22 protein-coding genes, 1 tRNA gene and 1 pseudogene are annotated in these 17,841 nt (G+C 73.4%); 9 read left to right on the top strand and 15 right to left on the bottom strand.

Annotated elements, in window-relative coordinates:
• Positions 1–21: 21 nt before the first annotated feature.
• From AB0G63_RS08680 to AB0G63_RS08665, 4 genes are all read right to left on the bottom strand, one after another.
• The gene (locus AB0G63_RS08680; RefSeq protein WP_360746367.1) at positions 22–915 is read right to left on the bottom strand and encodes an RNA polymerase sigma factor SigF; all 894 of its coding nucleotides are present in this window, start codon (positions 913–915) and stop codon (positions 22–24) included.
• Positions 916–1,226: 311 nt separating this feature from the next.
• Positions 1,227–2,081, bottom strand: coding sequence for an RNA polymerase sigma factor SigF (locus AB0G63_RS08675; RefSeq protein ID WP_360746364.1), 855 nt, complete (start codon positions 2,079–2,081; stop codon positions 1,227–1,229).
• A 155-nt stretch (positions 2,082–2,236) separates the two neighbouring features.
• Complete coding sequence (locus AB0G63_RS08670; protein ID WP_360746361.1) at positions 2,237–2,530, bottom strand: Dabb family protein; 294 nt, start codon at positions 2,528–2,530, stop codon at positions 2,237–2,239.
• Entirely contained in the window at positions 2,527–2,706 is a 180-nt protein-coding gene (locus AB0G63_RS08665; RefSeq protein WP_360746358.1) for a hypothetical protein, read from the bottom strand. Before AB0G63_RS08665 ends, AB0G63_RS08670 begins: the two co-directional genes overlap by 4 nt.
• A gap of 328 nt (positions 2,707–3,034) precedes the next feature.
• On the opposite strand from AB0G63_RS08665, the gene AB0G63_RS08660 reads away from it, so the two are divergent.
• Complete coding sequence (locus AB0G63_RS08660; RefSeq protein WP_360746355.1) at positions 3,035–3,298, top strand: hypothetical protein; 264 nt, start codon at positions 3,035–3,037, stop codon at positions 3,296–3,298.
• On the opposite strand, the gene AB0G63_RS08655 is transcribed toward AB0G63_RS08660, so the two are convergent.
• The 4 genes from AB0G63_RS08655 to AB0G63_RS08640 form a co-directional block, all read right to left on the bottom strand.
• A tRNA-Ser gene (locus tag AB0G63_RS08655) sits at positions 3,293–3,377 on the bottom strand. The two genes, AB0G63_RS08660 and AB0G63_RS08655, sit on opposite strands and share 6 nt — an antisense overlap.
• A gap of 45 nt (positions 3,378–3,422) precedes the next feature.
• The gene (gene tadA / locus AB0G63_RS08650; RefSeq protein ID WP_360746352.1) at positions 3,423–3,854 is read right to left on the bottom strand and encodes a tRNA adenosine(34) deaminase TadA; all 432 of its coding nucleotides are present in this window, start codon (positions 3,852–3,854) and stop codon (positions 3,423–3,425) included.
• 56 nt (positions 3,855–3,910) lie between these two features.
• Positions 3,911–4,438, bottom strand: a complete 528-nt coding sequence (locus tag AB0G63_RS08645) for a hypothetical protein (RefSeq protein WP_360746349.1) — start codon at positions 4,436–4,438, stop codon at positions 3,911–3,913.
• A gap of 343 nt (positions 4,439–4,781) precedes the next feature.
• Complete coding sequence (locus tag AB0G63_RS08640; protein WP_360746587.1) at positions 4,782–5,036, bottom strand: hypothetical protein; 255 nt, start codon at positions 5,034–5,036, stop codon at positions 4,782–4,784.
• Positions 5,037–5,199: 163 nt separating this feature from the next.
• Between AB0G63_RS08640 and upp the strand changes: the two genes are divergently transcribed.
• Positions 5,200–5,835, top strand: a complete 636-nt coding sequence (gene upp, locus AB0G63_RS08635; RefSeq protein ID WP_360746346.1) for a uracil phosphoribosyltransferase — start codon at positions 5,200–5,202, stop codon at positions 5,833–5,835.
• Between the two features lie 88 nt (positions 5,836–5,923).
• Here upp and AB0G63_RS08630 read toward each other — a convergent pair whose 3' ends face one another.
• The 6 genes from AB0G63_RS08630 to AB0G63_RS08605 all read right to left on the bottom strand — a co-directional run bounded on the left by AB0G63_RS08630 (position 5,924) and on the right by AB0G63_RS08605 (position 9,188).
• Positions 5,924–6,565 carry a LytR C-terminal domain-containing protein gene (locus AB0G63_RS08630; protein WP_360746343.1) on the bottom strand — a complete coding sequence of 214 codons (642 nt, stop codon included), beginning with the start codon at positions 6,563–6,565 and terminating at the stop codon, positions 5,924–5,926.
• 98 nt (positions 6,566–6,663) lie between these two features.
• The gene (locus AB0G63_RS08625; protein WP_003999914.1) at positions 6,664–6,960 is read right to left on the bottom strand and encodes a type II toxin-antitoxin system VapB family antitoxin; all 297 of its coding nucleotides are present in this window, start codon (positions 6,958–6,960) and stop codon (positions 6,664–6,666) included.
• Between the two features lie 194 nt (positions 6,961–7,154).
• Entirely contained in the window at positions 7,155–7,289 is a 135-nt protein-coding gene (locus AB0G63_RS08620) for a hypothetical protein (protein ID WP_360746596.1), read from the bottom strand.
• A gap of 49 nt (positions 7,290–7,338) precedes the next feature.
• Complete coding sequence (locus tag AB0G63_RS08615; protein ID WP_360746339.1) at positions 7,339–7,662, bottom strand: hypothetical protein; 324 nt, start codon at positions 7,660–7,662, stop codon at positions 7,339–7,341.
• An 83-nt stretch (positions 7,663–7,745) separates the two neighbouring features.
• Entirely contained in the window at positions 7,746–8,411 is a 666-nt protein-coding gene (locus tag AB0G63_RS08610) for an HdeD family acid-resistance protein (RefSeq protein WP_360746336.1), read from the bottom strand.
• A 183-nt stretch (positions 8,412–8,594) separates the two neighbouring features.
• Positions 8,595–9,188 carry an HhH-GPD-type base excision DNA repair protein gene (locus tag AB0G63_RS08605; protein WP_360746333.1) on the bottom strand — a complete coding sequence of 198 codons (594 nt, stop codon included), beginning with the start codon at positions 9,186–9,188 and terminating at the stop codon, positions 8,595–8,597.
• 173 nt (positions 9,189–9,361) lie between these two features.
• Between AB0G63_RS08605 and AB0G63_RS08600 the strand changes: the two genes are divergently transcribed.
• From AB0G63_RS08600 to AB0G63_RS08580, 5 genes are all read left to right on the top strand, one after another.
• A complete protein-coding gene (locus AB0G63_RS08600; RefSeq protein WP_360746330.1) occupies positions 9,362–11,647 on the top strand; it encodes a penicillin acylase family protein in 2,286 nt (761 codons plus the stop codon).
• A complete protein-coding gene (locus AB0G63_RS08595; RefSeq protein WP_360746327.1) occupies positions 11,640–12,245 on the top strand; it encodes a GNAT family N-acetyltransferase in 606 nt (201 codons plus the stop codon). Before AB0G63_RS08600 ends, AB0G63_RS08595 begins: the two co-directional genes overlap by 8 nt.
• Before the next feature lie 10 nt (positions 12,246–12,255).
• Positions 12,256–12,729: a cupin domain-containing protein gene (locus tag AB0G63_RS08590; RefSeq protein WP_360746324.1), complete on the top strand. Its 474-nt coding sequence runs from the start codon at positions 12,256–12,258 to the stop codon at positions 12,727–12,729.
• Positions 12,726–13,490 carry an SDR family NAD(P)-dependent oxidoreductase gene (locus tag AB0G63_RS08585; RefSeq protein WP_360746321.1) on the top strand — a complete coding sequence of 255 codons (765 nt, stop codon included), beginning with the start codon at positions 12,726–12,728 and terminating at the stop codon, positions 13,488–13,490. Before AB0G63_RS08590 ends, AB0G63_RS08585 begins: the two co-directional genes overlap by 4 nt.
• Positions 13,491–13,764: 274 nt before the next feature.
• The gene (locus AB0G63_RS08580; protein WP_360746584.1) at positions 13,765–15,600 is read left to right on the top strand and encodes a copper resistance protein CopC; all 1,836 of its coding nucleotides are present in this window, start codon (positions 13,765–13,767) and stop codon (positions 15,598–15,600) included.
• Between the two features lie 42 nt (positions 15,601–15,642).
• On the opposite strand, the pseudogene AB0G63_RS08575 reads toward AB0G63_RS08580, so the two are convergent.
• Positions 15,643–16,263: pseudogene (locus tag AB0G63_RS08575) on the bottom strand (YihY/virulence factor BrkB family protein); the annotation flags it as partial.
• On the opposite strand from AB0G63_RS08575, the gene AB0G63_RS08570 reads away from it, so the two are divergent.
• Together AB0G63_RS08570 and AB0G63_RS08565 are read left to right on the top strand one after the other, a co-directional pair.
• Entirely contained in the window at positions 16,241–17,080 is an 840-nt protein-coding gene (locus AB0G63_RS08570) for a hypothetical protein (protein WP_360746318.1), read from the top strand. The pseudogene AB0G63_RS08575 and the gene AB0G63_RS08570 overlap by 23 nt on opposite strands.
• Before the next feature lie 306 nt (positions 17,081–17,386).
• On the top strand, positions 17,387–17,841 hold a 455-nt coding region (locus tag AB0G63_RS08565), incomplete at its 3' end, for a hypothetical protein (RefSeq protein ID WP_360746315.1).

Raw genomic sequence — 17,841 nt, 5'->3', positions numbered from 1 at the left:
GCTCCGTCAGAAGAAAACCCCTCAGTCGGAGATGAGCCCCTCGCGGAGCTGGGACAGGGTCCGGGTCAGCAGTCGCGAGACGTGCATCTGGGAGATGCCCACCTCCTCGCCGATCTGCGACTGGGTCATGTTGGCGAAGAAGCGCAGCATGATGATCCGGCGCTCCCGGGGCGGCAGCTTGGCCAGCAGGGGCTTGAGGGACTCGCGGTACTCGACGCCCTCCAGGGCGCTGTCCTCGTAGCCGAGGCGGTCCGCGAGGGAGCCCTCGCCGCCGTCGTCCTCGGGCGCCGGGGAGTCCAGCGAGGAGGCGGTGTAGGCGTTGCCGACCGCGAGGCCGTCGACGACGTCCTCCTCCGAGACGCCGAGCGCGCCGGCGAGTTCGGTGACCGTCGGCGAGCGGTCCAGCTTCTGCGAGAGCTCGTCGCTCGCCTTCGTCAGGGCCAGCCGCAGCTCCTGCAGGCGGCGCGGCACGCGCACCGACCACGAGGTGTCGCGGAAGAACCGCTTGATCTCGCCGACGACCGTCGGCATCGCGAAGGTCGGGAACTCCACGCCCCGTTCGCAGTCGAAGCGGTCGATCGCCTTGATCAGGCCGATGGTGCCGACCTGGACGATGTCCTCCATCGGCTCGTTGCGGGAGCGGAAGCGGGCGGCGGCGTAGCGCACCAGCGGGAGGTTGAGCTCGATCAGGGTGTCCCGGACGTACGCGCGCTCGGGGCTGTTCTCGTCGAGGGCGGCCAGCCGCAGGAAGAGGGAGCGGGACAGGGTGCGGGTGTCGATGCTCTCCGAGGTCGGGAGGGCCGGGGCCGGCGCGGCCTCGAGAGCCACCACGTCGTCGAGCACGTCGGGCTCTACGGGCGCCGCTTCGCTCTTCGTGAGCGTGAGCACCTTCGAGCTGCCCTGGTCTACGGACATGCCACCCCCTCTGGGTCGCGGGACGGTCGCGGCGAACGTCCCATCGAGGAACGCAGCCTTCACCTGAATACCGGAGCCGAAGCCGCGGCAAACGCGCTTCCGGAAGAATGTCACATGTCGGCAACACGCTGTAGTGACATGTCGACATGTAAGAGCCGAATCGGCCCTGGAAAGAGGGGGTCTGAGGCTTTTTCGGTGCGAAACTGTCGGGAAGAGCGCTGGTGAGCGATTCGCTCGCATCGGTTACCCGTCGATCCTGCTTGCGAACTGCGGAGTTCCGGGTGTGTTCCGGTCATGCTCCCGTGCGCCTCTTATGCCTCGATGCGATTCGCGGACCGCAGCCGCTGGAAGCTACGTGCGAGTAGCCGGGAGACGTGCATCTGTGACACGCCGAGTTCCGCGCTGATCTGCGACTGGGTGAGATTGCTGTAGTACCGCAGAAGAAGGATTCGCTGTTCCCGCTCGGGGAGTTGGACGAGCAGATGCCGGACCAGATCGCGGTGCTCCACGCCGTCCAGCGCCGGGTCCTCGTAGCCGAGCCGGTCCAGCAGGCCCGGCAGCCCGTCGCCCTCCTGGGCGGCCTCCAGGGAGGTCGCGTGGTACGACCGCCCGGCCTCGATGCAGGAGAGCACCTCCTCCTCGGTGATGCGCAGCCGCTCGGCGATCTCGGCGGTCGTCGGGCTGCGCCCGAAGGAGGTGGTCAGGTCCTCGGTGGCGCTGTTCACCTGGACCCACAGCTCGTGGAGGCGGCGCGGTACGTGGACGGTGCGGACGTTGTCGCGGAAGTACCGCTTGATCTCGCCGACCACCGTCGGCATCGCGAACGTCGGGAACTGCACGCCCCGGTCCGGGTCGAAGCGGTCGATGGCGTTGATCAGCCCGATGGTGCCGACCTGGACCACGTCCTCCATGGGCTCGTTGCGGGAGCGGAAGCGGGCGGCGGCGTAGCGCACCAGCGGGAGGTTGGCCTCGATGAGTGCCCCGCGCACCCGGTCGTGCTCGGGGGTGCCCGGCCGCAGCTGCTTGAGCTCGGCGAAGAGCACCTGGGTGAGGGCCCGGGTGTCCGCGCCGCGGCTGCGCCGGTCGGCGGCGGGAGCGGGATCGTCGACGTCCTGGGGAGGCGCAGTACTGGCCGACACGGTCAACGCCACCTCTTCATCGGTCATACATCGGTCAACTCATCCGTCAAAAGCGGTCATAGCATCACAAGACATGTGCACTGTGTGCAAGCACCGCATAACGCCGTGTTGAGGGACGAGTTGACCGGTGAACGCGAGAGAGCCCCCCGCCGTCGCGGCGGAGGGCTCGGAGGACGCCGGGCTCAGTACTCGTAGTCTGCGATCACCCAGGTGGAGAACTGCTTCCACAGCGCGACCCCCGCCTGGTGCTCCGGGTGCTCGACGTAGCGGCGCAGCGCGGCGACGTCGTCGAAGCCGGAGTTGATGGCGAAGTCGTAGGCGATGGGCCGGTCGCTGAGGTTCCAGCCGAGCTCCCAGAACCGGATCTCGGGGATCTTTCCCTCCAGCGAGCGGAAGGCCTCGAAGCCCTCCACGACGCGCGGGTCGTCGCGCTCGACGCCCTCGTCGAGCTTGAAGAGGACCAGATGGCGGATCATGACTTACCTCCGTTGACGGCCCAGGTCATGAAGTCGCCCATGGCCTTGGCTGCGTCCGATATGCCCTCGAAGCCTATCTGGACGTAGTCGGCCGCCTTTGCCGGGTCCGTGATGATCACGTACAGCGCGAAGACCACGAGCAGGTAGACGGCGATCTTCTTCAAGTTCACCGCCACCGCGGCCTCCCCTGTGACTGCTGTGCCCCGAGGGCCCCCTGTTGCCGGCCGCGAGTGTAACCCCCGCGTCGTCCCGCTCACATCGTCTTTAGGGACCAACGGCCCGCGGTTCAGGGGCTTTCGCCGGGTCCACGCGGCGCCGCCGGGGGCCATCATGGGACCAAGCCCGGCGGATCTGGCAGGAGTCCCGAGGGCCCGGACGGACCCCCACTGCGGGGTGTGCGGCGCTGTTCTCCCCCGTAGGCGACGCGCACTTGAGGGTCCGTCCGTAAGCACCCGAAGGGCCCCGTCTCACGACGGGGCCCTTCTGCGGTGGGGCCCTTCTGCGGTGGGGCGGGGCTGCAACGGTCCGGAGACGCCGGGCATCCGCATCCACGACGTCACCGACACGGGCTTCCTCATCCGCCTGAACGAGGTGTGCGCCGGCGCCGCCAAGAGCGACGGCAAGCACACCACCGAGACCATCGGCTGGCTCGCCGCGACCGTCCGACGGGCGAGCCCCGGCCGGGGCCGGAGCGACCGGGACGGAAACCGCGGCGGGAGAAGCGCGAAGGGTCCGGCTCACCGAGCCGGACCCTTCGCCAAGCGGTAGCGGAGGGATTTGAACCCTCGGTGACTTGCGCCACACTCGCTTTCGAGGCGAGCTCCTTCGGCCGCTCGGACACGCTACCGAGGGAGACCCTACAGCAAGACCGGCCCAGCTCAGAAATCGGTATTCAGCGGCTCCGGAAGAAGTCCGTGAGCAGCCGGGCGCAGTCGTCGGCGAGCACGCCCTCGATCACCTCCGGACGGTGGTTGAGCCGCCGGTCGCGCACGACGTCCCAGAGGGAGCCGGCCGCTCCGGCCTTCTCGTCGCGGGCGCCGTAGACGACGCGGTCCACACGGGACTGCACGAGCGCGCCCGCGCACATCGTGCAGGGCTCCAGCGTGACGACGAGCGTGCAGCCGGACAGCCGCCACCCGCCGAGCCCGGCGGCGGCCCGGCGGATCGCCAGCACCTCCGCGTGGGCCGTGGGGTCGCCGGTGGCCTCCCGTTCGTTGTGTCCGGCGGCGAGCACCGTCGTGCCGTCCTGGGCCAGCACGACGGCGCCGACCGGCACGTCCCCGCCCCGGCCGGCCTGCTCGGCCTCGGCCAGGGCGAGCCGCATCGCGGCCCGCCAGGGGTCGCGTACCGGGTCGGCCGTACGGGGTGCGGTCGGTGAGGTCAGCGGACGGTCTCCAGTACCTCCGAGGCGCCCAGGGCCTCGGCGATCGCGGTCAGGGCGTCCTCGTCGAGCAGGCGCAGCTCCTTCGCGCTGACACCGAGGTCGTCGAGGATCTCGCTGTCACCGACGGGGCCGTGCGGAACGGACTCGGCGGACGGGGCGTCCTCGTCGCCGTCCTCGTCCTCTCCGTCCTCCGTGCCGTCGAGGTCCAGGGAGTCCAGGTCGGGGCCGTCGTCGCCGGGCTCCCTTCCGAGCAGTTCGTCGGTGAGCAGGATCTCGCCGTAACTGCTGCGGGCGGCGGCTGCGGCGTCCGAGACGTAGATACGAGGGTCGTCCTCGCCGTCGATCCGGACGACGCCGAACCACTCGTCCTCCTGCTCGATGAGGACGAGCACCGTGTCCTCGTCGGCGGAGGCTTCCCGGGCGAGGTCGGCCAGATCCGACAGGGTCTCCACGTTGTCGAGGAGTTCTGTGTCGCTCGCTTCCCACCCGTCTTCGGTGCGCGCGAGCAGTGCGGCGAAGTACACCGTGACTCTCCCACTGTTCTTAGGCGTGCCGGTTGGGGATCCCCCCGGCGGAGGCTACGGGCGGGGAGAGCTCGGGCTCCGAGCCCCACCCACTCGGAATCGTGGCAGAAACAAGGCGTTCAGGGGACGTCTTCGGCTCCCTGTGTCCGGCAGTTTCGACCGCGCGTCCGCAGGCGCGTCGGTCAAGCACTCACCAGCACACTCGTTGCCGCCACCAGCGGATCGTACGCGGCTTTCACCCGAGTCCATGCACGGCCACCCGGTCAACACCCGTGTGCCCCGAAGATCTTCCCGGCGCGGCGGAGCGGCGGGTGCCGCCGGCGGAGGTTCCCGGCGGAGGGTCCTACCAGCGGAACGTCCGCATGCGCATCGCGTGGCGCAGCCGGGCCGCCTTGGCGCGCCGGGGCTGGACCCGGGCGCGCAGTTCGCGGGCCTCGGCGAGGTCGCGCAGGAACTGGGCGCGGCGCCTGCGGCGCTCGGCATCGGTGTCCTGCGCGGAGGACTCCGGCGCGGAGGGCTCTGGCTCGGATCGGGGCTCTGGCTCGGATCGGGACTTCCTCTCGGATCGGGACTTCCTCTCGGATTCGCCTTCCGGCAGCTCAGACAGGTCAGACAGCTCAGGCATCGGTTCACCACCCTGGTCCGTCCCTCCCACTTTCCCTCGGGCGAGTGGTTTGATGCGGGTTCACGGGTGAAGGCCGGTGTGGCGGCTTGTGCCTGGTGAGGACGCCGGCCCCGGCGGGCCCGGTTACTGTGTGGTCATGCGTCTCCACGTCGTCGACCACCCTCTGGTCGCCCACAAGCTCACCACGCTGCGCGACCGCCGCACCGATTCCGCGACCTTCCGCCGTCTCGCCGACGAGCTGGTCACCCTGCTCGCCTACGAGGCCACGCGCGACGTGCGTACCGAGCAGGTCGACATCAACACGCCGGTCGCGGCGACCACCGGCGTCAAGCTGTCCCACCCGCGCCCGCTGGTCGTGCCGATCCTGCGCGCCGGACTCGGCATGCTGGACGGCATGATGCGGCTGCTGCCGACCGCCGAGGTGGGCTTCCTGGGCATGATCCGCAACGAGGAGACGTTGCAGGCCTCCACCTACGCCACGCGCATGCCCGAGGACCTCTCCGGTCGCCAGATGTACGTCCTGGACCCGATGCTGGCCACCGGCGGCACGCTGGTCGCCGCGATCCGGGAGCTGATCAGGCGCGGCGCCGACGACGTGACCGCCGTGGTGCTGCTGGCCGCCCCGGAGGGCGTCGAGGTGATGGAGCGCGAGCTGGCGGGCACCCCGGTGACCGTGGTGACGGCCGCCGTCGACGACCACCTCAACGAGCAGGGCTACATCGTGCCGGGCCTGGGCGACGCGGGCGACCGGCTCTACGGCGCCGCCGAATAGCCCCCGGGCGGCCACCGCCGAACGGACCCCGGGCGGCCACCGCCGAATGGACCCCGGGTGGGCGTCCCGCGCCGGGGTCCTGCTGGGCTCAGCAGCCCTTCTTCTTGCTCGTGGCGGGCGTCGGCCGTGGCTCGGCCAGCGTGGCCAGCGCCTTGTCGGCGTCCGCCTTCTTCGTGAGCGCCTTGAAGCCGCTGCCGATGATCAGGTCCACGTCGGTGCCCTTGCGGCCCGCGTCGGCCTGCTGCTCGGCGGAGGAGAGCTGGGCGGCGAGCACGGGCAGCGAGGTCTTCAGCGACGAGGCCGGGCCGAGCAGCAGCCCGGTGCCCTTGACCTTCTTGTCGTACTGCTTGGTCGCGTTGCCGACCTCGCCGATCTTGAAGCCGCGCTTCTTCAGTTCGTCCGCGGTCTCCTTGGCCAGCCCGCTGCGGGGCGTGGCGTTGAACACGTTGACCGTGATCTGCGCGGGCCTGGGCAGCACGACCGCGGTGGCCGACGGGCTCGCCTGGGCCGCGCAGGCCGCCTTGGTGCGGGACGCCGAATCCTTCTTGGCGCCGCCGGTGAAGACGTCGATGAGCTGCAGGGTGCCCCAGCCGATCAGACCGAGCACGGCGACGGACGCCGCCACGGCGGCCAGGAGCCTTCCGTGCCGCCGACGCGGGCGCATCCGCGGGTACGTGTCCCCCGTGATCCGGTACTTCCCGCCCATGCCCGGGGGAGTCAGCATGCTCATGGGCGCAGCGTAGTGCGCCCGGGCGGTGATTCCTACTAGATGATCATTGGACGCCGCTCAGTCAACCCGAAAGGTCCAACCCGGGACGCGGGAGCGCGTCAGTCCAGCTCCAGGACGCGTGCGTGCAGCACCTGGCGCTGCTGGAGCGCCGCCCGCACCGCGCGGTGCAGTCCGTCCTCCAGGTACAGGTCGCCCTGCCACTTGACGACGTGGGCGAACAGGTCGCCGTAGAAGGTCGAGTCCTCGGCCAGGAGGGTCTCCAGGTCGAGCTGCCCCTTGGTCGTCACGAGCTGATCGAGGCGGACCGGGCGTGGCGCGACGTCCGCCCACTGCCGGGTGCTCTCCCGGCCGTGGTCGGGGTACGGCCGGCCGTTTCCGATGCGCTTGAAGATCACACGGAAAGCCTACCGGGCGAGCCTCGCCGGGCGCAGCCTTCAGGCCCCGGCGGGGCGGGGCAAGTGCGCGGAGATTCCGGCCATGTCGGTCAAAGGGGTTGGCTGTGGCCGGCTTGCCGGGACATGTTCGCGTGAATGAGCGAGAGGAACCGGGGGGTGGGCCGGGCGCCGTCCGGCGGCGCCCGGCCGCGCGGTCAGCCGCGCCGGTCCTGTCCGGCCGGCTGCGGTTTCGCTTCCGCGCGCTGCGGCCGGGAGGCGCTGCGCACGGCCTCCGCGCGCAGCAGGGCGCGCAGCACCGCGTACGGGTCTGTGGGCATGTCTGTGGGCATGGGAGTGCTCCTTGCGGTGTGCTGACGGGCCGGGAGGAAGGAGGGCCGGTCAGCAGCGCAGGACCACGGAGCGCCGGGCCCGCAGGGCGTACGGCGGCAGTGGCGGGGCGGCGCACGGGCGGGCCCCGGGCAGGGCGCGCGCGTGGGGCGCGGCGGCCGTGACGGCGGCCGGGCGCGCGGGGGCGGCGGGACGGTGGGCGGCGGGGGCCGGTGGCCGTACGGCCGTGTCCGGGGCGTCGTACTCGACGGTCTCCGCGGACATCGGCGGGGCCGCCAGGGCGTCGGTGTGCGCGGCCGGCACCAGCAGCACGAACAGCAGCACGAGCAGCCGCGGCCAGCCGCGGCCGCGCGGGAGGAGTCGTGCGGTGCTCACGCCGGGTGGCTTCCCCCGGCACGCCCGGTGTGCGTCACGCGGACGCGGAATCCGCCCGTTCGGCGTAGCGGGCGCCGTGCCGGTCACAGGGCGCGCGGCACCTGCCGGGCCAGGCCCCGGATGCGCAGCGCGGTGACGATCTCCACGACGCCGACCGCGATCAGCCAGATCCCGCATACCAGGGTGAGCACGGCGACCGATGTGAAGGGCGAGACGATCAGCACGATCCCGGCGAGGAAGGTGAGGATCCCGAGGAAGATCTGCCAGCCGCGCGCCGGCATGGACCGGTCGGAGGCGGCGGCGAGGGTCTGCGTGATCCCGCGGATGAGCCAGCCGATCCCGATCCACAGGGCGAGCAGCAGGATCGAGCGCATGGGGCCGCGCAGGCAGAACAGGCCCAGCAGGATCGACAGGGCGCCGCTGACGAAGGCCAGCACCCGCAGGGACGTCGTGCGGTGCGTGCCGAACGCGGCGACCAGCTGGAAGACGCCGCTGATCAGCAGGTACAGGGCGAACAGGACGCCCACGGCGAGCAGGGAGGGGCCCGGCCAGACCAGCAGCAGGACGCCCAGGACGAGGGACGCCACGCCGGTGAGCAGGACGACCTGCCAGGCGGCGTGGGACAGCGCGTGCAGGGGGCCTTCGAGGGGCGGCTCGGGTTCGTGTCCGCCCGGTGCGTGGCCTGCCGCGTGGACCTTGCGGTCGTCGAAGTGAGGGCCCTGTGAGGAGCCGGTCGGTGCCTCGGTCATGGTCCATGCTGGGACCGGCCCGGGACGCCCCGCCACCGGGCGAGGGCCGATCGGCTTACGGGCATCAGCCGTTCGGCTGTATCAGCCGTTCAGCCGTTCAGTCGTTCAGCCGTTCAGTCGCTCAGCCGTATCAGCGGTATCAGCCGTATCAGCCGTATCAGCCGTATCAGCGGTATCAGCCGTTCAGCCGCGGGCGCCCTTCGCTGCCTTGGCGGCCGCCTTCATCTCCTGCTTGTGGGCGCGCACCTTGGCCAGCGACTCCGGTCCGGTGATGTCGGCGACGGAGCGGAAGGACCCCGGCTCGCCGTACGCGCCGGCGGCCTCCTGCCAGCCCTCGGGGCGCACGCCGAGCTGCTTGCCCAGCAGGGCCAGGAAGATCTGCGCCTTCTGCCTGCCGAACCCGGGCAGCTCCTGCAGACGGCGCAGCAGCTCGCGCCCGTCGGTGACGCCCTTCCAGACCAGTTCGGCGTTGCCGTCGTAGTGCTCGGCCAGGTACTGGCACAGCTCCTGGACCCGCTTGGCCATGGAGCCGGGATAGCGGTGCACGGCCGGTTTCTCGGCCAGCAGGGCCGCGAACGCCTCCGGGTCCTGCACGGCGATGTCGTGCGCGTCCAGGTCGTCGGCGCCGAGCCGGTCCGCGATCGTGCGGGGCCCCTTGAACGCCCACTCCATGGGGACCTGCTGGTCGAGCAGCATCCCGACGAGCGCGGCCAGCGGGGAACGCCCGAGGAGTTCGTCGGCTTCGGGGTCCTGGGCAAGGTGCAGGGTGACGTCCATGGACCGATGATCCCGCGGACCGTTCCGGGCCGCGCGCGATGCGCCCACCCAGCCGTACGGCGCTTCCGGCGGTACGGCGCTTCCGGCCGTACGGCGCTCCCACGGCGCCCCTGACGTACGATTCCGTCCGGACTGGTTAGGCAAGGCTTACTTAAGTGAAAGGGGGTCGCGGGGTGGCAGCCGAGATCCGTCGCGACGCCTGGGGCATCCCGCATCTGCGCGCCGACGACGCCCGCGCACTCGCCCGCGCCCAGGGCGTCGTCACCGCCCGCGACCGGGCCTGGCAACTGGAGGTCGAGCGGCACCGCGCCCAGGGCACCTCGGCGTCCTTCCTGGGCGCCGCGGCCCTGCCCTGGGACCTGTTCGCCCGCCGCGCCCGCCTCGACGACACCGCCCGCCGCTGCTGGGCGAGCCTGGCGGAACAGGACCCGGAGACGGCGGAGTGGGTCCGGGCGTACGTCGACGGGGTCAACGCGGAACTCGCGCGGACCGCGGCGCCCGAGTTCGCCGCGACCGGCCTGCGCCCCGGCCGCTGGCAGCCGTGGACCCCGCTCGGCGTCTGGCTCGCCACGCACATCCTCTTCGCGGGCTTCCCGGCCAAGCTCTGGCGGGAGCAGGCACTGGTGCACCTCGGGCCCGAGGCGGTCGGGCTGTTCGCCGCCGACGGCCCGGGCACCTCGGGCAGCAACGGCTGGCTGGTCAGCGGCGAGCGGAGCGCGACCGGGCACGCCGTCCTCGCGGGCGACCCCCACCGCTTCATCGAGGACCCCGGCGTCTACCAGCAGATCCACCTCTCCTGCCCCGAGTTCGACGTCGTCGGCCTCGCCGTCCCCGGCGTTCCCGGCATCGCCCACTTCGGCCACACGGGCACGGTCGCCTGGGCCATCACCAACGCCATGGCCGACTACCAGGACCTGTACCGGGAACGCCTCAGGCGTACCGGCGCGGGCGTGCAGGCCCTCGGTCCGGACGGCGCCTGGCACCGCGTCTCGCGCCACACGGAGACCGTCGAGGTGGCCGGGGAGGAACCGGTCGAGATCGAGATCCTCGAAACCGCCCGCGGACCGGTGATCATCGGCGGCCCGGAGGGCCTGGACGGCGGGGTGACGGAACCCGGGACCCCGCCCGGCGCCGACGCAGACGCCGACGCCCAGGCCCCGCCCGACGCCCAGGCCGCGTCCGCCGCCGGCCCGGCCAGGACCCCCGCGTCCGCCGCCGGTCCCGCCGGTGCCCCCGCGTCCGCCGCCGCCCCCGCCCCCTCCGGGGCCGCGTCCGGCGCCGCGCGGGACGCGGCCGACCCCGTCGTCCCCGTCCCCGTCCCCCTGGCCCTGGCGTTGCGCTACCCGCCCCGGGTCACCGGTGACCTCGGCTTCAGCGCCCTGCTTCCGCTGCTGCGGGCGCGCCGGGTCGGCGACGTCGACCGGGCCGTCGACCTGTGGGCCGAGCCCGTCAACGTCGTGCTGGCCGGCGACACCGAGGGCGGCGTGCTGCACCGGGTGGCCGGCCGGGTGCCCGTGCGCTCCGCGGCGAACCGCGTCCGGCTCGTGCCCGCCTGGGAGCCCGGCCACGAATGGCGGGGCTGGCACGAACCCCCGCGGGCCGGGCTGACCGACGGCGTCGCGGTGATGGCCAACCAGCGCGGCCCTTCGGCCGCCCTCGGCGTCGAGTTCGCCCCGCCGCACCGCGCCGACCGCATCACCGCCCTGCTGGCCCGGAAGGACCGCTGGGCGCCCGGCGACATGGCGGCGATCCACAGGGACACCCACCTCGCCTCCGCCGCGCCCCTGCTGGACCTCCTCGCGGCCCTGGACGGCCTGTCCCCCGAGGCCGCCGCCCTGCGCGACCGCCTGCTGCGCTGGGACCGCCGGATGGACGCGGACAGCGCCGACGCGGCCGGCTACGCGGCGGTGCGCGGCGCGGTCGTCCGCCGGCTCGCCGCGCACCCGGCGTTCGCCGCGCTGGCCGCGCCGCCCGCCTACCCGGAGGTCTTCCTCCCCTGGCTCGCCCTGACGCCGCGCGTCGGCCTGGCCCTCGAACACCTGCTGCGGGCCGAGGAGCTGTACGGCGTCGACCGCCCGGCCACGGTACGCGCGGCCCTGGAGGAGGTGGCTGCCGCGGGCACGGCGGCCACCTGGGGAGACACCCACCGCCTCGCCCCCTGGCGGGCGCTCCCCACGCCCGCCTCCGCGCCCGAGGAACCGGGCCTGTCCGGCGACCACGACTGCGTGCTGTGCACCTCCGGCGTGCCCGGGCTGACCGATCTGGCCGCGCGCGGTCCGGCCGCCCGCTACGTGTGGGACCTGGCCCGGCGTGAGGACAGCCGGTGGGTGGTCCCGTTCGGCGCCTCCGGGGTCCCCGGCTCCCCCCACCACCGCGACCAGTTGCCCTTGTGGCTCACCGGAGACCTCGTCCCGGTCGTCACCGACTTCGCCCGCCTCGAGAAGGAGAGCCATGCCTGACGTCGTCCCGCCCGCCCCGGTCCACGAGGAGACCGTCGACGGCTTCGGCACCGTCCGCATCCGGCCCCTCGACCCGTACGGCGACGCCGGGACGGTCCACCGCTGGGTCCGCGAGGAACGCGCCGCCTTCTGGGGCATGAACGGCCTGACGCGCGACCAGGTGGCCGACGTCTACGCCCACTTGGACACGCTGGACACCCACCACGCCTTCCTGGTCGTCAAGGACGGCGAACCGGCCGCGCTGGTGCAGACGTACGACCCGCGGGCCGACCGGGTCGGCGAGTGCTACGAGGTGCGCCCCGGCGACATCGGCCTGCACCTGCTGCTCGCGCCCGCCGGGCCGGGCGGCCCGCGTCCCGGCTGGACGGCCGCGCTGCTCGGCGTCGTCACCGCCCACCTCCTGACCGGCCCGGACCGGCGCCGGATCGTGGTCGACCCCGACGTGCGCAACGAGAAGGCGGTCGCCCGTTTCCTGCGCCAGGGCTTCACGGCGGGCCCGGTGGTGGTGCTGCCCGAGGTCGACCTCCCGGACGTGTACCTGCCCGCCAAGACGGCCCGGCTGGCGTTCCTCCACCGGGAGTCCGGGGGAGGGCGGTAGCCTTCGCCGGATGACTCCGGAAGACCTCGTCGCCCACTACCGGATGGAGCCGATCCCGCGCGAGGGCGGCCTGTTCCGCCGTACCTGGGCGGGCCCCGAGCGCGCCGACGGGCGGCCGGAGGGCACCGCGATCGTCGCCCTGCTGACCGCGGACGACTTCTCCGCCCTGCACCGCCTGCCAGCCGACGAGATCTGGCACTTCTACCTGGGCGACCCGCTGGAGCTGCTGCTCCTCGCCCCGGACGGCACCTCCGCCGACGCCGTCCTCGGACCGGACGTCCTGCACGGCCAGCGGCCCCAGCTGACCGTTCCGGCCGGCACCTGGATGGGCGGACGGGTCGCCGCGGGCGGGGCGTGGACGTTCTTCGGCTGCACGATGGCGCCCGGCTTCACCTACGCCGACTACGAGCACGGCGACGCGGCCGCGCTGACCGCGCGCTATCCCGCCGAGGCCGCGCGGATCGCGCGACTGTGCCGCCCATGAGCCTGCTGGCGGGCCAGGTCGCCCTGGTCACGGGCGCGAGCGGCGGCCTCGGGCGGGGGATCGCGGTGCGGCTGGCCGAGGAGGGCGCGGCGGTCGCGGTGCACTGCCGTACGGCGGTGGACGCGGCGCACGACGTGGCCCGCCACATCGAGGGGGCGGGCGGCCGGGCCGTCGTACTGCGGGGCGACCTCACCGACGAGGAGGCGTGCGCGAGGGTCGTGCGGGAGGCGGCCGACTGGGGCGGCGGGCGGCTCACGGCGCTGGTCAACAACGCGGGCGTGCAGCCGGTCCGGGAACTGCCCGGCATGACGGCGGCCGAGTGGCGGGCGGTCGTGGACGCCAACCTGTCGAGCGTCTTCGCCTGCACGCAGGCCGCCGCCGAGATCATGCGGGAGCAGGCCGGCGGGGGTTCCGTGACGCACATCGCCTCCATCGAGGCACGACAGCCCGCCCCCGGGCACGCGCACTACAGCGCGTCCAAGGCGGCGGTCGTGATGCACGCCCGCTCCGCCGCCCTGGAGTACGGCCCGCACGGCATCCGGGTCAACACGGTCTCGCCCGGCCTGATCGACCGCGCCGGGCTGGCCGAGGACTGGCCGGAGGGGGTGCGGCGCTGGCGGGCGGCGGCGCCCACGGGGCGGCTCGGACGGCCGGAGGACGTGGGCGACGCCTGCGTGTTCCTCGCCTCCCCGCTCGCCTCCTGGATCACCGGGCACGACCTCGTCGTGGACGGCGGCGTGTCGGCGCGGCCCATGTGGTGAGCGCACGGGGCCGGCGCGGCCCACGTGGTGAGCGCATGGGGACCGGCGTGCGTACGTGGTGAGCGCACGGGGACCGGCGTCCGTACCTATGGGGAGGGGTTCGGCGACGACGGGACGGCCGCACGGCGGAAAGTGAGGGAGCGTGGCGAAGAGCCCGGGACACGACGTGTCGCATGACCCGGCGCACAGCGCCGGTCCGGCCCGCCGGGAGGCCCGCCCGGAGGCCCGGCGCGCCGACCCGGCCCGCCGGGGACCCCGGCGACCGCCGCGCCTGGTGCTGCTCGGCGTCCTGCTGCTCCTGCTCGTCCTCGGCGGCGCTGTCCCGGCGTCCGCCCACGCGGCCCTGCGCTCCACCGACCCCGCCGACGGCACCGTCCTCGACTCCGCCCCCCGCCACGTCACCCTGGCCTTCACCGAGTCCGTCGGACTGCTCGACGACTCCGTGCGCGTCCTGGACCCCGGCAACCGGCGGGTCCGCACGGGCGGCGCCCAGCACGGCCCCGGCGGCTCCGACACGGTCCGGGTGCCGCTGCCCGCGGGCCTGTCCGAGGGCACGTACGTCGTGGCGTGGCGGGTCGTCTCCGCCGACAGTCACCCGGTGTCCGGCGCCTTCACCTTCTCCGTCGGCCGGCCCTCCGCGACCACGGCGCCCGTGGACACCGGCCCCGTCGAGGACCCGGTCACCGGCAGTCTCTTCACCGTCGCCCGCTATCTGGCGTATCTGGCCGCTGCCCTGCTCATCGGCACGGCGGCGTTCGTGGCGCTGTGCCGGCCGACCGAGCGGGGCGCGCTGCGCCGGCCCCTGACGGCGGGCTGGTGGACGCTGCTGGCCGCCACGCTCGCCCTGCTGGTGCTGCGCGGCCCTTACGAGACGGGCGCTGGCCCGTCGGCCGCCCTCGACCCCTCCGCCCTGGCCCGCACCCTGACCGGTCGGCCGGGCCTGGCCCTGCTGGCCCGGCTCGCGCTGCTGCTGGTGGCCGCGGCGGTGTGGGCCCGGTGGCTGCGCGGGCGCGGGACGTGGCCGCGCCCGGCGCTCGCGGCGGGCGCCGCGCTCGCCGTGGGTCTGGCGCTGACCTGGGCGTCCGCCGAGCACGCGTCGGCCGGGATCCAGGTGCCGGCGGCGATGGCGTCGTCGGTGCTGCACCTGCTGGCCATGGCGGTCTGGCTGGGCGGCCTGACGGCCCTGCTGCGCACGCTGCACCGCGACCGGGTCCCGGCGGCCGTCGTCGCCCGGTTCTCCCGCATCGCGTTCGCCTGCGTCACCGTCCTCGTGATCACCGGCGTCTACCAGTCCTGGCGCGGCCTCGGCTCCTGGGACCAGGTCACCGGCACCGCGTACGGCCGTCTGCTGACCGCGAAGCTGGCCGCGGTGGCGCTGCTGCTGGCGGCGGCCGGGCTGTCCCGGCGCGCAACGGCGCTTCTCCCGGCGGCGCGGGCGGAGGCAGCCGTGCCCGAGCGGGTCTCCGAGCCGGTGGGCGCCCCGCCGCTGCCGCTGCCGGCGTCCCTGCCGTCGTTGCCGTCGTTGCCGTCGTTGCCGCCGGAGCCCGCCGAGGCGGCCGAGGAGGCCGAGAAGGCGTCCGGCGACGACCGGTCCGGAGACGACCGGTCCGGCGACGACCACCGCCGCGTCCTGCGCCATCGGGTGCTGGCCGAGGTCGCCGTCGGCCTGGTGGTGCTGGTGATCACCACCGTGCTCACCGGCACCCTGCCCGGCCGCGCCGAGGCCGAGGCGGCCCGAGGGCCCGCGACCACCGCGGGCGGACTGCCGGTGGCGTCGGTCACCACGGTCCCCTTCGACGTCGGCACCCCCGGCGGCCGCGGCAAGGTGCAGATCACCCTCGACCCCGGCCGGGTGGGCGGCAACTCCGTGCAGGCCGTGGTGTACGGGCCCGACGGCGGTATCTCCACCGTCCCCGAACTGCGGATGTCGCTCACGCTGCCCGCCCGCGGCATCGGCCCGGTCGACGCCCGGCTCACCGACCGGGGCGGCTACTGGGGCACCGGTTCCCTCACCCTCCCCCTGGCCGGGACCTGGACGATGAGGGTCACGGTCCGCGTCTCCGACGTCGACCAGGTGACCGTCACGAAGCCGGTCCGCATCACCGGCTAGCCGGCTGCACCGACCGGTCAGGCCGGGGAGGCGGCGCCGTCGTCACGTGGTGCCGCGCAGGCGGCGGCGGTCCTCCTCGTCCCAGGCGCGGGTGTCGCGTGGCGTGGTGTACGGCTCCTCGCCCGGCGGATGCCCGCCGGCCAGGGCGCGCTGCCGTGCCGCCTCCGCGTCGAACTCCAGGCCCGGCAGGATGGCGAGGTTGCCGATCCACAGCCAGATCAGGAAGACGATCACCCCCGCCATCGTGCCGTACGTCTTGTTGTACGACGCGAAGTTGGCGACGTAGACCCCGAACCCGGCGGAGGCGGCCAGCCAGATCAGCAGGGCCAGGAAGCTGCCCGGCGTGACCCACCGCAGTCCGCGCGTCCTGGCGTTCGGCGTCGCCCAGTACAGGATCGCGATCATGATCGTGACCAGCAGGACCAGCACCGGCCACTTCGCGATGGACCAGACGGTCAGCGCCGTGTCGCCGATGCCGAGCGCCTTACCCGCCTGACGGGCGACGCCGCCGGTGAAGACGACGATCAGCGCGCTGATGACGGCCAGCACCATGAGCGTGACCGTCACCCCGAGCCGCACCGGCAGGATCTTCCACACCGGGCGTCCCTCGGGGATGTCGTAGACCGCGTTGGCGGTGCGGATGAACGCCGCGACGTACCCGGACTCCAGCACCCCGTACGCCGCGGTCCCCGGCGCCGACAAGATCGTCGCCCTCGACACCGAGCAGCTCATGCAGGCGGCCGAGTACCCGACGGGCGACAAGACCGGCCCCTCCCGCCTCGCCTGCGCCGACGGCAGGCTGTGGTTCGGCTATGTGCCCGGGCCGCGGACGCTCACCGAGTACCGCCGCTCCGACCTGTCCGAGGTGCGCACCTACCCGATCGCCTCGAATCCGCTGACGGTCAGCGTCGCCCCGGACGGCACGGTCGCGGCCACCGTCCTCGACACCGACGACGTCGGCGACACCTACGTCTTCGGCACCGACCCCGCCCAGCCGGCCAGTGTCCGCAACCTGTCGCACTCCTGGATGCCGGGCGGCGGACACACCACCACCTGGTCGGCCGACGGCTCGCAGCTGTTCGTGCTGACCGGGTCCGCGAACGCCATGCGGTTCCAGACCGTCGACGCGCCCCGCAAGTACGCCCCCACCCTGACGGTCGACGCCCCCTCGACGGCCACCCGCGCCGCCTCCCTCACCGTCAAGGGCAAGCCGGCCGCGAACCTGGCGCTGCCCGCGGGCACCCCGCTGCAGGTCACCCGCACCGACCTGGAGTCGCCGAACGGCAAGTCCCTGGGCACCAAGCCCCTCGGCACGGGCAGCGCGTACTCCTTCTACTTCCTACCTCACCTTCACCAGCTGAGCCCGGGGCGACCCCCGGCGACTCCCCGCGACTCCCCGCCCCGACGAAGGCCCCGACCGGCGAACCGGTCGGGGCCTTCGCCCGTACGGCCACCGAGGACCGGTGGGCCGGTCGGGTGATCAGTGGAGGCCGCCGCCGACGGCCGGCCGTGGTCATGACGGCAGCGGTGGTCCGCCGCCGTACGGGCCGCGGCCCGCAGCGGCGCGGCCCGCGCGACAGGCACCGGACCCGGAACTTTTCCCTCATTTGCTGCCGCTATAACTCCCGCTTTCGACGTGCGCGAGTTTCCGGGAATTCACCAGCCATCTGGCGCATGATCGAAATGCGGCCGACGACGTGCGCCTGGACGATGGCGATGAAGGGCGGGGCGCCAGGCCGGTAAAGGCCGGCACTCCGCTGAACATGCGTCGAAGAAAGAGGGAACCATGACGGCAACGACGGAGACTCCCACTCGTGAAAAGGCCGAGGCCGGCCAGGAAGAGTTCGGCGAGGAATCCGCCTTCGGCCCGCTCCTGCTGGCAGCGATGCTGGCCCGCCGTGAGGACCGCGGTGAGGAGCAGATCATCGAGCACCCGCTGCTGCTCGCCGCACTGATGCGCCGGCGTGAGGAGCGGGGCGGCGAGTCGATCATCCAGCACCCGCTGCTGCTCGCCGCGCTGATGCGCCGTCGTGAGGAGCGCGGGGGCGAGGAGTCGATCATCCAGCACCCGCTGCTGCTCGCGGCGCTGATGCGCCGGCGTGAGGAGCGGGGCGGCGAGTCCATCATCCAGAACCCGCTGCTGCTGGCCGCGCTGATGCGCCGTCGTGAGGAGCGCGGGGGCGAGGAGTCGATCATCCAGCACCCGCTGCTGCTCGCGGCGCTGATGCGCCGGCGTGAGGA

It is taken from the genome of Streptomyces sp. NPDC020996 (assembly GCF_040641355.1).
Classification (GTDB): domain Bacteria; phylum Actinomycetota; class Actinomycetes; order Streptomycetales; family Streptomycetaceae; genus Streptomyces.
Note: the sequence above shows the minus strand (reverse complement) of the source record. Positions and strands in the feature narration are given on the sequence as shown.